Annotated in this window: 14 protein-coding genes; 10 read left to right on the forward strand and 4 right to left on the reverse strand. The window is 59.2% G+C overall.

The genetic code is table 11. From position 1 onward, the window contains the following. The first annotated feature begins 43 nt into the window (after nucleotides 1-43). The 7 genes from ACW55A_RS24750 to trpE all read left to right on the forward strand — a co-directional run bounded on the left by ACW55A_RS24750 (nucleotide 44) and on the right by trpE (nucleotide 7,611). Nucleotides 44-1,168, forward strand: coding sequence for an ABC transporter ATP-binding protein (locus ACW55A_RS24750; protein WP_003372763.1), 1,125 nt, complete (start codon nucleotides 44-46; stop codon nucleotides 1,166-1,168). 82 nt (nucleotides 1,169-1,250) lie between these two features. After that, nucleotides 1,251-2,285 (forward strand): polyamine ABC transporter substrate-binding protein, encoded by a 1,035-nt coding sequence (locus ACW55A_RS24755; RefSeq protein WP_003372761.1) that lies wholly within the window; start codon nucleotides 1,251-1,253, stop codon nucleotides 2,283-2,285. Between the two features lie 77 nt (nucleotides 2,286-2,362). Continuing rightward, nucleotides 2,363-3,610, forward strand: a complete 1,248-nt coding sequence (locus ACW55A_RS24760; protein WP_003372759.1) for an ABC transporter permease — start codon at nucleotides 2,363-2,365, stop codon at nucleotides 3,608-3,610. Nucleotides 3,611-3,621: 11 nt separating this feature from the next. Beyond that, nucleotides 3,622-4,443, forward strand: a complete 822-nt coding sequence (locus tag ACW55A_RS24765) for an ABC transporter permease (protein WP_003394916.1) — start codon at nucleotides 3,622-3,624, stop codon at nucleotides 4,441-4,443. Between the two features lie 126 nt (nucleotides 4,444-4,569). Next, a complete protein-coding gene (gene rpe, locus ACW55A_RS24770; RefSeq protein WP_003304938.1) occupies nucleotides 4,570-5,244 on the forward strand; it encodes a ribulose-phosphate 3-epimerase in 675 nt (224 codons plus the stop codon). Continuing rightward, nucleotides 5,241-6,059 (forward strand): phosphoglycolate phosphatase, encoded by an 819-nt coding sequence (locus tag ACW55A_RS24775; RefSeq protein WP_455808905.1) that lies wholly within the window; start codon nucleotides 5,241-5,243, stop codon nucleotides 6,057-6,059. Before rpe ends, ACW55A_RS24775 begins: the two co-directional genes overlap by 4 nt. 70 nt (nucleotides 6,060-6,129) lie before the next feature. Then, the gene (gene trpE, locus ACW55A_RS24780; RefSeq protein ID WP_003433217.1) at nucleotides 6,130-7,611 is read left to right on the forward strand and encodes an anthranilate synthase component I; all 1,482 of its coding nucleotides are present in this window, start codon (nucleotides 6,130-6,132) and stop codon (nucleotides 7,609-7,611) included. A gap of 212 nt (nucleotides 7,612-7,823) precedes the next feature. Here the strand turns inward: trpE and estP are convergent, their stop codons facing one another. The 4 genes from estP to ACW55A_RS24800 form a co-directional block, all read right to left on the reverse strand. Continuing rightward, a complete protein-coding gene (estP, locus tag ACW55A_RS24785; RefSeq protein WP_455808904.1) occupies nucleotides 7,824-9,746 on the reverse strand; it encodes an esterase EstP in 1,923 nt (640 codons plus the stop codon). Nucleotides 9,747-9,851: 105 nt separating this feature from the next. Further along, nucleotides 9,852-10,094, reverse strand: a complete 243-nt coding sequence (locus ACW55A_RS24790; protein WP_003316268.1) for a pyocin activator PrtN family protein — start codon at nucleotides 10,092-10,094, stop codon at nucleotides 9,852-9,854. Nucleotides 10,095-10,215: 121 nt separating this feature from the next. Then, entirely contained in the window at nucleotides 10,216-10,464 is a 249-nt protein-coding gene (locus ACW55A_RS24795) for a DUF1654 domain-containing protein (RefSeq protein ID WP_455808903.1), read from the reverse strand. Nucleotides 10,465-10,616: 152 nt separating this feature from the next. Next, nucleotides 10,617-11,264, reverse strand: a complete 648-nt coding sequence (locus ACW55A_RS24800; protein WP_003433211.1) for a LexA family protein — start codon at nucleotides 11,262-11,264, stop codon at nucleotides 10,617-10,619. Nucleotides 11,265-11,417: 153 nt separating this feature from the next. Here ACW55A_RS24800 and ACW55A_RS24805 point away from each other — a divergent pair, with 153 nt between their 5' ends. The 3 genes from ACW55A_RS24805 (at nucleotide 11,418) to ACW55A_RS24815 (ending at nucleotide 13,177) form a co-directional block, all read left to right on the forward strand. Further along, nucleotides 11,418-11,861 (forward strand): hypothetical protein, encoded by a 444-nt coding sequence (locus ACW55A_RS24805; protein ID WP_002551910.1) that lies wholly within the window; start codon nucleotides 11,418-11,420, stop codon nucleotides 11,859-11,861. Nucleotides 11,862-12,127: 266 nt separating this feature from the next. After that, entirely contained in the window at nucleotides 12,128-12,319 is a 192-nt protein-coding gene (locus tag ACW55A_RS24810; RefSeq protein ID WP_455808902.1) for a Com family DNA-binding transcriptional regulator, read from the forward strand. Between the two features lie 9 nt (nucleotides 12,320-12,328). After that, nucleotides 12,329-13,177, forward strand: a complete 849-nt coding sequence (locus ACW55A_RS24815) for a putidacin L1 family lectin-like bacteriocin (protein WP_498811720.1) — start codon at nucleotides 12,329-12,331, stop codon at nucleotides 13,175-13,177. Nucleotides 13,178-13,252 lie beyond the last annotated feature (75 nt).

Here is a 13,252-nt window from a genome sequence, read left to right on the forward strand (position 1 = left end):
GCTCTAGGCTTGAGCCCACGCAGACAAAACAAAGGTGTGGGTAATGAGCGACGTCGATACAAGCGCTGGAGCAAATGATGTTCTGGTCAGCTTTCGTGGTGTGCAGAAGAGCTACGACGGCGAAGCACTGATCGTCAAAGACCTCAACCTGGACATTCGCAAGGGCGAGTTCCTGACCCTGCTCGGTCCGTCTGGCTCGGGCAAGACCACCAGTCTGATGATGCTGGCCGGTTTCGAGACCCCGACGGCTGGTGAAATCCTCCTCGGTGGCCGCGCCATCAACAACGTGCCGCCGCACAAACGCGACATCGGCATGGTGTTTCAGAACTACGCCTTGTTTCCGCACATGACTGTGGCCGAGAACCTGGCGTTCCCGTTGTCGGTGCGTGGCATGAGCAAGACCGACGTCGGCGAGAAGGTCAAAAAGGCACTGGGCATGGTCCAGCTGGACACGTTTGCGCATCGCTACCCGGCGCAGTTGTCCGGTGGCCAGCAGCAACGCGTGGCGCTGGCACGCGCGCTGGTGTTCGAACCCCAGCTGGTGCTGATGGATGAGCCGCTCGGTGCTCTCGACAAGCAGCTGCGCGAACACATGCAGATGGAGATCAAGCACCTGCACCAGCGCCTGGGCGTGACCGTGGTCTATGTGACCCACGACCAGGGCGAAGCCCTGACCATGTCCGACCGGGTCGCCGTCTTCCACCAAGGCGAGATCCAGCAGATCGCACCGCCCCGCAGCCTGTACGAAGAGCCGAAGAACACCTTCGTGGCCAACTTTATCGGCGAGAACAACCGCCTCAATGGACGTCTGGTCAGCCAGGACGGCGACCGCTGTGTGGTCGAGCTGGAGCGTGGCGAGAAAGTCCACGCACTGGCGATCAACGTCGGTCAGCCTGGCGGTCCGGTGACCCTGTCGATCCGTCCCGAGCGCATTAACCTCAATGGTCGCAGCGAGAGCTGTGCCAACCGGTTTTCCGGTCGTGTGGCCGAGTTCATCTATCTGGGCGACCACGTTCGCGTGCGCCTGGAAGTGGCAGGCAAGAACGATTTCTTCGTCAAACAGCCGATTGCTGAACTGGACCCGACGCTCAGCGTGGGCGATGTCGTGCCGATCGGCTGGCAAGTCGAGCACGTCCGCGCGCTCGACCCCTTGCAGCAAGTGCATTGATCTATCAATAAAAGCAATAACAGAGGCGACCTGATCGCCCATCCCAATCGCTTACCAACACTGCTCGTGGAGAAAAGAACCTATGTTGAAGTCTTTGAAGTTCACCGCTATCACGTTGGGCCTGATGTGCGCCGCGCAGGCCATGGCTGCCACCGACCTGACCGTCATCTCCTTTGGCGGTGCCAACAAGGCCGCTCAGGAAAAAGCGTTTTACGCGCCTTGGGAAAAGGCCGGCAACGGCAAGATCATCGCCGGTGAGTACAACGGGGAAATGGCCAAGGTCAAAACCATGGTCGACACCAAGAGCGTTTCCTGGGACCTGGTAGAAGTCGAATCGCCGGAACTGGCGCGTGGTTGCGACGAAGACATGTTCGAAGAGCTGGACCCGAAACAGCTGGGCAATGCCGCTGACTTCGTGCCCGGCGCCATCACCACCTGTGGTGCCGGCTTCTTCGTCTGGTCCACCGTGCTGGCGTACAACGCTGACAAGGTCAGCACTGCACCCAGCGGCTGGGCCGATTTCTGGGACACCAAGAAATTTCCAGGCAAGCGCGGCCTGCGCAAAGGCGCCAAGTACACCCTGGAATTCGCCCTGATGGCCGACGGCGTTGCGCCGAAAGACGTCTACAAGGTATTGGCCAGCAAAGATGGCCAGGACCGCGCGTTCAAAAAGCTGGATGAGCTCAAGCCAAACATTCAGTGGTGGGAAGCTGGCGCACAGCCGCCGCAGTACCTGGCTTCCGGTGATGTGGTGATGAGCTCGGCCTACAACGGCCGGATCGCCGCCGTGCAGAAGGAAAGCAACCTCAAAGTCGTGTGGACTGGCGGCGTGTACGACTTCGACGCCTGGGCCATCCCTAAGGGTTCGAAAAACGCCGATGCCGCGAAGAAGTTCATCGCCTACATGCTGAGCCCCGATCAGCAGAAGACCTACTCGCAGAACATTGCCTACGGCCCGGCCAACACCCAGGCGGTCAAGCTGCTGGACAAGGAAACCCTGCAGAACATGCCGACCACGCCTGAGAACATCAAGGATCAGGTGCAGATGGACGTGGCGTTCTGGACCGACAACGGCGAATCCCTCGAGCAGCGTTTCACTGCCTGGGCTGCCAAGTAAGTCATTTGCGTTGAGTCAGAACCGGGCGCTCCCTGAAACGGGGAGCGCCCCCTCGTTGAAAGATCCCGGAGTTCGCTATGGCCATCGCCGTGCCCCTGACTGAAGGCGCCAGCCCCAACTTGAAGCAACGTCTCGCTCGCGCCGAGCGGGTCAACCGCTGGAAGGCTCAGGCACTGATCGCGCCGTTGGTGATTTTCCTGTTGTTGGTGTTTCTGGTGCCCATCGCCGCGCTGCTCTACAAGAGTGTTGGCAACCCGGAAGTCGTGACTGCACTGCCGACCACTGTGGTCGAAGTGCAAAAGTGGGATGGAAAAGGGCTGCCGCCCGAGTCGGTCTACAAGGCAATGAGCCTGGACCTGGCCGAAACACGCAAGAATTCCACGCTGGGCGATCTGTCCAAGCGTTTGAACATGGAACTGGCCGGTTATCGCAGCCTGCTGAGCAAGACCGCCCGCGCGCTGCCGTTCAAGACCGAGCCTGCCTCTTATAAAGAAGCGCTCGAAGCATTGGACGAGCGCTGGGGCGACCCGGCGTACTGGCAGGCGGTGCGCCGCAATACCAGCAGTGTTACGCCGTATTACCTGCTGGCGGCCGTCGACCATCGTATCGATGACCTCGGCGAAGTCGCCCCGGCGACCCCGGACCAGGCGATCTATCTGGACATCTTCGCCCGCACGTTCTGGATGGGCCTGGTGATTACCGCGATCTGTCTGGTACTGGCTTATCCGCTGGCCTATCTGCTGGCCAGCCTGCCCGCCCGGCAGAGCAACCTGCTGATGATTCTGGTGCTGCTGCCGTTCTGGACCTCGATTCTGGTGCGCGTGGCTGCCTGGATCGTGTTGTTGCAGTCCAGCGGTCTGATCAACAGTGCGCTACTGGCGATGGGCATCATCGACAAGCCGCTGGAGCTGGTCTTCAACCGCGTCGGCGTGTACATCTCGATGGTGCACATCATGCTGCCGTTCATGATCCTGCCGATCTACAGCGTGATGAAGAACATCTCCCCGACCTACATGCGCGCTGCGATTTCGCTGGGCTGCCACCCGTTTGCGAGCTTCTGGCGCGTGTACTTCCCGCAGACTTACGCCGGGATCGGCGCCGGCTGCCTGCTGGTGTTCATTCTGTCGATTGGCTACTACATCACCCCGGCGTTGCTGGGCAGCCCGAACGATCAGATGGTCAGCTACTTCGTCGCCTTCTACACCAACACCAGCATCAACTGGGGCATGGCCACCGCGCTCGGCGGGCTGCTGCTGTTGGCGACCATCGTGCTGTACCTGATTTATAGCTGGCTGGTCGGCGCCAGCCGCCTGCGTCTGAGCTGAGGAGTGTCACCATGCTGAACCCTTACACATCGCCGATCGAGCGCCTCTGGTATTACGCCTTGCGCATCATCTGCACCCTGGTGCTGCTGTTTCTCGTGCTTCCGGTATTGGTCATCGTGCCGCTGTCATTCAACTCCGGCAGCTTTCTGGTCTACCCGCTGCAAGGCTTCTCGTTGCAGTGGTATCAGGACTTCTTCAACTCCGCCGAGTGGATGCGCGCGCTGAAGAACAGCATGATCGTCGCCCCGGCCGCGACCCTGCTGGCGATGGGCTTCGGCACGCTGGCAGCGATCGGCCTGACCCGCGGCAACTTCCCTGGCAAGGCGCTGGTCATGGCTTTGGTGATTTCGCCGATGGTGGTGCCGGTGGTGATTGTCGGCGTCGCCAGTTACCTGTTCTTCGCGCCGCTGGGCCTGGGCAACAGCTACACCTCGCTGATTCTGGTCCATGCGGTGCTGGGTGTGCCATTCGTGATCATCACCGTGTCGGCGACCTTGCAGGGTTTCAATCACAATCTGGTGCGTGCGGCTGCCAGCCTCGGTGCCTCGCCACTGACCGCCTTCCGGCGCGTGACCCTGCCACTGATTGCGCCAGGGGTGATTTCCGGCGCGCTGTTCGCCTTCGCGACCTCGTTCGACGAAGTGGTGGTCACGTTGTTCCTCGCCGGACCGGAGCAGGCGACCCTGCCTCGGCAGATGTTCAGCGGCATACGCGAAAACCTCAGCCCGACCATCGCCGCCGCTGCGACCTTGCTGATCGGTTTTTCGGTGGTCTTGCTGCTGGTGCTCGAGTGGTTGCGCGGGCGCAGCGAAAAACTCAGAACGGCTCAGTAACCGAGCGCGACAAGTCTCAAGCGGCCAGCCAGGGCGAATCCATTGGCGTGCAGCTTGAGGCTTACCGCTCCGGGCGAAGCTTGGCGTACAATCCGCGCACCGTGATTCTGCTCAAACAGGTGCGTCATGCAGCCCTTCGTTATTGCCCCATCGATTCTTTCCGCTGACTTCGCCCGTCTGGGTGAGGAAGTCGACAACGTGCTGTCCAGCGGCGCCGACTTTGTCCACTTCGATGTCATGGACAATCACTATGTCCCGAACCTGACCATTGGTCCGATGGTGTGCAGCGCGTTGCGCAAATATGGCGTCACCGCACCGATTGACGTGCACCTGATGGTCAGCCCGGTGGATCGCATCATTGGCGACTTCATCGAGGCCGGTGCCACCTACATTACCTTTCACCCGGAAGCGACCCAGCACATTGATCGTTCGCTGCAGTTGATCCGCGAGGGTGGCTGCAAGGCGGGCCTGGTGTTCAACCCGGCCACGCCGTTGAACCTGCTCGAATACGTCATGGACAAGGTCGACATGATCCTGCTCATGAGCGTCAACCCCGGTTTTGGCGGGCAGAAGTTCATTCCCGGCACGCTCAACAAGCTGCGTGAAGCACGCGCCTTGATCGATGCTTCCGGACGCGACATCCGCTTGGAAATCGACGGTGGCGTGAACGTCAACAATATCCGCGAAATTGCAGCGGCAGGTGCTGATACCTTCGTCGCCGGTTCAGCCATTTTCAATGCACCGGACTACCGCGAAGTGATCGAAAAGATGCGCACAGAACTGGCGTCATCCCGCGCATGAGCAGCTTCGAGCAGCTGTTTGCAGGCAAACTTCCCAAGCTGATCATGTTCGACCTGGACGGCACCCTGGTGGACTCGGTGCCCGATTTGGCCGTGGCGGTGGACACCATGCTCGCCGAGCTGGGGCGTCCGATCGCCGGGCTGGAATCGGTGCGGTCCTGGGTGGGCAACGGTGCGCCGGTGCTGGTACGCCGCGCGCTGGCCAACAACCTCGACCACAGCGGGGTCGATGACGCGCTGGCCGAGCGGGGCCTGGAGATCTTCATGCGCGCTTATGCGCAGAAGCATGAGTTCACCGTGGTCTATCCCGGCGTGCGCGAAACCCTCAAGTGGCTGCAGAAAATGGGTGTCGAAATGGCCCTCATCACCAACAAGCCGGAGCGCTTCGTCGCGCCGCTGCTGGACGAGATGAAGCTGGGGCGTTTCTTTCGCTGGATCATCGGCGGCGACACCATGCCGCAGAAAAAGCCCGATCCTGCTGCACTGTTTTTCGTGATGAAAATGGCCGGCGTACCGGCCTCGCAATCACTGTTCGTCGGCGACTCGCGCAGTGATGTTCAGGCGGCCAAGGCTGCCGGTGTGGCCTGCGTCGCGCTGAGCTATGGCTACAACCATGGGCGGCCGATTGCCGAGGAAAACCCGGCGATGGTCATCGATGATCTGCGCAGGCTGATTCCCGGTTGCCTGGACATGGACGCTGAGATACTGTTGCCCGACATCAAACGTCCCTCCTCAAGAGAATCCATCGTGGTGGTCACTCGCAAACTCTGGATGAAAGTCATCAAGGCCCTGGCCCGCTGGCGTTGGCGCGCCTGACCTGATTCTGGCCGGCCTGCCGGCACGTTTGCCTACCTGACCGTTTTGTCCTCAAACCACGAGGTTGCTCATGAACCGTGAAGAATTCCTGCGTTTGGCCGCTGAAGGCTACAACCGCATCCCGCTTGCCCGCGAAACCCTGGCCGACTTCGACACACCGCTGTCGATCTACCTCAAGCTTGCCGACCAGCCCAACTCCTACCTGCTGGAGTCGGTTCAGGGCGGCGAGAAGTGGGGGCGTTATTCGATCATCGGCCTGCCATGCCGCACCGTGATGCGCGTGCATGGTCATCACGTCAGCGTGACCCATGATGGCGTCGAGATCGAAAGCCTGGATGTCGAAGACCCCCTGGACTTCGTCGAGACCTTCAAGGCGCGCTATAACGTGCCGACGATTGCCGGGCTGCCACGCTTCAACGGCGGGCTGGTGGGCTACTTTGGCTACGACTGTGTGCGCTATGTCGAGAAGCGTCTGGCCAACTGCCCGAATCCTGACCCGCTGGGCGTGCCGGATATCCTGTTGATGGTGTCTGACGCGGTCGTGGTGTTCGACAACCTGGCGGGCAAGATGCACGCCATCGTGCTGATTGATCCAGCGCAGCAGGACGCCTACGCAAGTGGTGTGGCGCAGCTCGATGAACTGATGCACAAGCTGCGCCAGCCGATCACGCCGCGCCGCGGTCTTGATCTGGACCGGCCTCCGGCTGCCGACCCGGTGTTTCGCTCCAGCTTTACTCAGGATGATTACGAGGCGGCGGTCGACACGATCAAGCAGTACATCCTCGCTGGCGACGTGATGCAGGTTGTCCCGTCACAGCGTATGTCCATCGATTTCAGCGCCGCGCCCATCGATCTGTATCGGGCGCTGCGCTGCTTCAACCCGACGCCTTACATGTATTTCTTCAACTTCGGCGACTTCCATGTCGTCGGTAGTTCGCCGGAAGTGCTGGTGCGGGTCGAGGACAACCTGATCACCGTGCGTCCGATTGCCGGTACTCGCCCTCGTGGCGCCACCGAAGAGGCGGATCGCGCGCTGGAAGAAGACCTGCTTTCCGATCACAAGGAAATCGCCGAACACCTGATGCTCATCGATCTTGGCCGCAACGATACCGGTCGGGTGTCCGAGATTGGCACGGTCAAACTGACCGAGAAAATGGTCATCGAGCGTTATTCCAACGTGATGCACATCGTGTCCAACGTTACAGGCCAGTTGAAAAGCGGGCTGAGCGCGATGGACGCTCTGCGCGCGATTCTGCCGGCCGGCACCCTGTCCGGAGCGCCGAAGATCCGCGCCATGGAAATCATCGATGAGCTGGAGCCGGTCAAGCGCGGCGTCTATGGCGGGGCAGTCGGTTATCTGGCCTGGAACGGCAACATGGACACGGCGATTGCGATTCGGACTGCGGTAATCAAGAACGGTGAGCTGCATGTACAGGCCGGTGGCGGCATTGTCGCCGACTCCGTGCCAGTGCTGGAATGGGAAGAAACCCTGAACAAACGCCGCGCCATGTTCCGCGCCGTGGCCCTGGCCTCGCAGACTGCCGAGGGTTGAGCAGGCTTGCTGCTCTGGTAATGAGCGGTAGTTGGAGAGCTATCGTTCCTCACGCTCCAGCGTGGGAATGCCGTGGGTGACGCTCCGCGTCACCGATCCGCACCGCGCCGCAGTTCTCAGGATAGGACGCGGAGCGTCCAGAAAGGCATGCCCACGCGGAGCATGGGCACGATAGTCAGATCATCGTCCCTCACGCTCCCTCCTGCGGCAGTCTAAAAACTCAGACTCAACGCGACATTCACCCCTTGCTGGGTCACGTCATCGTTCTTGCGCCAGTTGTAATTGCCGCGCAGTGTCAGGTCCTGAGTCAGCTTCTGGCTGACGCCCAGCGTTGCCCGGTTCAGGTCGCGTTGCGGCGTGTAGCCTTCCAGCGTGAAACCCACTGACTGGACACTGTTGAGCGCCATGGTTACGTCCTGCTGATCGGTCTCGAACTCCCGCTCATGGGCAACTTCTCCCCATACCTGTGTGCTCGGTGTCACCTGGAATTTGCCCTGTACACCCACGCCTGCACGCCGCGATTTGCGCGTCTGGTCACTGAAGGTCAGCGCGGTCGAGCGGTCGCCTTTTTCCGAGTAGCCGTCGACATCGATGTGCGCGTAATCGGCGCTGACGAAAGGCGACAGATGCCAGCGACTGGTCAGGCCTGCGATGTCGAAACCCACTCGCCCGCTGGCAGCCCACATTTCACCGTCGGTATCGCCTTTTTCCTGACCTTCGCTGACGCCCAGCGCGAACTTGCGCTCGGCATTTTCGTAGTCCAGTTTGCCGCCCGACACTGCCAGATCACCCCACCAGTGGTTGGCCTGATACTGCAGGAACGCAGTGGCGATGTAGCTGTTGAGTTTGTAGTCCGAGTCTCTTGGGCCGGCCTCAAGATTCTGGCGATACGCGCCGGCGACAACCCCTGTGCGCCAGTTTTCGGCAAACCGGTAGCTGCCGCCTATGGTCAGGTTATAGCCTCTTCCGTCAGCATCAGCCGAGCTGTCCTGCGCGTCGAAGTCCATTTTCTGACCGCCTGCCGAAAGCATGCTCTGCCACTGCCCGACACCTTGCCAGTTGCCCCAGTCGCTGAGCCACTGGGCGCGAATTTCGTCCTGATGCATACGCAGCGTGCCATTGGCCATTTCCGGCAGCAGAGAGACTTCCCAAGGGGCCGAAAGCAGCGAGTAGGCGTAGTCGGCCAGCAACCTCTGTCCGGCCTCGGTCGGGTGCACGCGATCGTTGAAGAACAGCCGGTTCGGATTCGGCGTCGCACTGGACCTGCCGTTGGTGGTGCTTTCCCGGCAGCTATTGCCGCTGAAACAGGTGCTGACCAGATTCTCGTTGGGATCGAACCCGAAGCGTGCCGGTTCAGCGAGGATCTCATTGATCAGCAGCGGAACGTTCAGCGGAATGATCTGCGCATTGATCTGCGCCAGTCGGCTGACCAGTTGCTGATTGAAACCCGCGCTGAGTGCCGAGGTGGCCGAAGCCAGTGGCGAACCGCTCAAGGCTGGCGTTTTACCGATGTCCGGCAGCAACCAGACCATGATGTAGCGCGCACCGGCCTGTTGCAGGGCTTGCGCGCTGTCCGCCAGCTGATTGGCAGCTTGCGCGGCGCTGCTGGCACTCAACACGCGACCTTGCAGAAAGTCGTTGCCGCCTCCGGTCAGGTAGTAAAGAGCGTTGGGGTCAGCGCGAAAACCGTTGGCGGGCAGATAACCTGTCCGGCTGCGCAGCAGCGTGCCGGTGTTCGGGTCGACGACGGTGGATTGCGAGTTGATCGAGTCGAGAATCTGATCGGTCCGATAGCCGCCGACCGCCCAGTTATTGCCATCGGGCACTCCCAGCGCAGCATTGACCGGTGACGTCGAAGCCGCCAGATCTCCTGACGGCACACCGAGCATCCTGCCAATCAGCGTCGACGAGTTCAGGTTGAACGCTTCACCGCTGCCGTCCTGATAGGTGGGGCCGACACGATTGGTGAACCTGAGCGTGGAGCCTCTGGGCCCGGCGGTGTCCGGAAACTGCCCGGCATCGGCGAGACTGTCACCGAACACCACCATGGTCGAATAGGGCGCGGCAGCAGCGGTGCCGCAGGCAAGCGATAACAGGCAGGCCGCGAAGGGCCAGCGCCTCGATGTCTTGGTCATGAACGGATCCCGATTGTTTTTGTTTTGTACCGGAAACGTAGCAAGATTTTTCATGGCTGCAAAGTTCGATGAACATTATCGCGCTGCGGCGGTGCTTTTTTGACCTCAGGCTGCCCTGTTGGTCACGATGGCGCTCAGGTAGTTGGCCAGGTCATGCAGGTACACGAAGGGGTGACCCTGACGACTGCCGCCTGTGCGGCTGACCTTCAAGTCGATGCGTCCTGCGTTGATCTTGCGCAGCAGATTTCTGTCGTTCGATAGGTGCGAAAAATAACGCTCTCGGACGGCGCTCAGTGAAGGGCACGGCGTGGCGAATTCTTTGCGAAGTTGATCCAGTATTTCGTTCATTCCATGACTCCCTGTGGTTTGCATGTGAGTACTCCCGAGATGGGGTGCAGACAAACAATACGATATGTAGCGCATCGTGACAATACAGTTTGTATTTTAAATACGATTTGTATTGCTCGTCTCACAGGGAATCGATGTACCAGGACACGCGAGCAGTGCCGTTTTCAGGGTTGCGGGTCACGCTGATACCTTCGGCCTCGCTGATCTGATCCATGATGCGCTCCCAGTGAGCCGTCGATTCGCCAGGCTCCCTGATCAGCAGGACCTGATGCTCGATCTGCGCCTTGTCACTGGTGATAGCGTCCTGAATGCGCTGTGCCAAGGCCAGGTAAGCGTCATGTTGCGAGGTGTCGGGGAACTGCTTGAGCATGAGTGAACTCCTTTTTACTGTATGTGCATACAGTAATTGAGGGGTGTTTCTCACGCAAGCTACAAATGTTTCCTACACGGACACCTGCCCGGGACGAAACAGTGGCGCATGAAAAAGCCCCGGTTATCGGGGCTTGGACGTGGCATGCCGGGTCAGAGACGCATCGTCATCTGCCTGATGACACCGATCAGTTTGCACTCCTCGGTCACCGCAAGGGTCGGGTAGGCGGGGTTCAGCGGCTTGAGAAAGTAGCGTCCGGCGTCTTCGACCAGTTTTTTGAACGTGGCCTCGTTACTTTCCGGCAGTTTGGCGATGACCAGCTTGCCGGCAGTGGGCTCGATTCCGGTGTCGACCAGAATCAACATGCCTTCAGGAATGCTCTGGCCTGCGGGTGCGGTCATCGAATCGCCACGGACCACCAGCCAGAAGGCTCTGCCCTTGGCTTTATAGTCGCTGATCTCGAAGGTGTCCGAATAGCCGGCAGGGTAGGGCTCGACGGCTTCACTCCAGCCACCGGCCTCTACCCAGCTGATGACCGGATAGCGATAGAAACGCGAGGGCTGCACCGTGGGCTCCACGTTGTGCATGCCGGGCTCGCTGGCCGGAATGGAGGTGGTGAGAATCGGCAGGCCGAGCTCGGTCAGGAACCGATTGATAACCTCGATCTTCGGCTCACGCTTGCCATTCAGCCAATGCCCTACCGCGCCGGGCGTCACGCCCATCCGCTCAGCCATCTCTTCCTGGCTGATCTGCTGAGTTTCCATGACCTGTCTTGCGACTTCATACCATTTTCTGTTCATGCGTCGAATCATACAGGCTGTAGGGTGTTGAGCAATATACATAATGTAATGCTTCGTTGTGTCATAAAAATACAAAATGTATTGTAAGGCCTTGGTTCTGCGCAGCGAAAGGCGCTGCGCAGCGTTTCAGAAAGGTCCTACAGGAGAGACACGATGATCGAGAAAATAGAAGCCGTGATGCAGCATTGGGGAGAACAGCGCATGCGCATTGGCCTGGGCGGCGGACTGAGCAGCCCGATGGCCGGGATCATGGAGTGGGGCGCGTACATTCCGCGCCGCACACCCGGCTCGCGCGCACTGGTGGGTAATGGCAGCGGCCTGGACTATATAAGCAGCGAAGTCGAGGCGGCTGTGGCGCAGCTTTCGCGCAGCCCTGCAAAGAGCCGCGGGCCTGAACTGGCGCAACTGGCTACATTGCGTTATGTCGAGTCGTTGCCGGTGCGCGAGCAGATGCGTCTGGTGGGCATCAATGAAGGCGCAGACCGCACCTATCGCAACTGGATCAACAAGCTTCACCAGCAAGTGCTGGCGATTCTCGCTGAGCGCAGCGCTTCCAGAAGCAATAACGCCGTCGCCGACAAGGCTGCGCAAGGGTAAATGAAGACACGGTTTCACGCCGTTTATCCGGGTCGATTGCACAGCTGTGGCCGAACTCGTGTTGAACTCCGGTCAAACTCGACCCACCCCGAAACTGCCCCTTCCCAGGCTTTCCGGAGGGGGGTAAAAAGGTCCCACGATATGCGATTTGCGCCTCAGGGCAGCAGCCGGAAACAGGCTGATCAACAGCCACAACCGGTCACTCGCGACCCATCTCAAACCCCGCCTCGGCGGGGTTTTTTATTGGGCCAGGCACACGGAGGCCAGTGCACATTTTGAAGGACTATCGATGCGGGCAGTGCAAGAAGCTGCTGGCCCGCATGGGTGAGTACACAGAGCTCCAGATCAAATGTTCCCGCTGCGGAACGTTGAATCATGTGAAGGCCACGAGCCTCGAGTTATCGCCGTTGAGCGACATAAAAGCGGAATCTTCCGCGCAAAAAAATTTGACTCAATAGGTGAGATTAATGGGCTATTTTCTAAATTCAATGACCGAAAACGGGCGTGCGGTTCTCCCTCCCCGGACCGAGATGGTTCTCAACCAGTATCTGGATTCCCCTAACAAAAGATTTCGGTTGATCTTTCAGGACGATAGCAACCTGGTATTGCGGGACAATGGAAATCCGATCTGGGCTGCGAATGCCGATGCTGCTTACTCGAGTGAAGTCTACCCCCAGCGCGGCATGGGAGCTCCGGTTTCGCTTGCCTATGTGAACTACAATCTGTCGGTCTCTGATAATCAGCGGTCTAGGCTTTGGGGTACTCACAACACTACAGTTCCTAGTAAGCAGTTTCAGGATGCGGCAGCTCGCACATACCTCCAGCTTCAAGATGACGGAAATATCGTAATCATTGATGCAACGCCAATTTGGAAAAGCAAGGATTCGATTCCTGTCGCACCGGACATTTCTGCGACGATGATTTCTCCGGGTACCATGATCTACCCGAATCAGTCGTACTCCATAGGCACTTCTACTTTTATCTTCCAAGGCGACGGTAACCTCGTGCTTTATGGAGCAAATGGCTTAGTGCACTGGGCGAGCTACACCCAAGGAAAAGGTGGCGCCCTGGCGTCGATGCAAGAGGACGGTAATTTTGTAATCTACGATAATGCTGGCACTCCGCTGTGGCATACCCATACCAATGGGAATCCTGGTGCATATGCTCGAGTTCAGTATAACGGCAGCTTCTCTATCGTCTACCCGAAAATCGTTTGGGCCAGATTTGGCTTCAGGCCTGATATCAAGCCGGTGAAGGTTTTTTATCCAAATAACGGTGCGTGGAGTACCTATGATCAGCCAATCTATAAGTTTTGAGTGATCTGCCCCCGGCTCTCTAGCCAGACATTGTTTTTGTTTTATTTGATCACCAGCCCCGGAGTTCCGGGGCCC

Source organism: Plantibacter cousiniae (nom. nud.) (genome assembly GCF_977070315.1).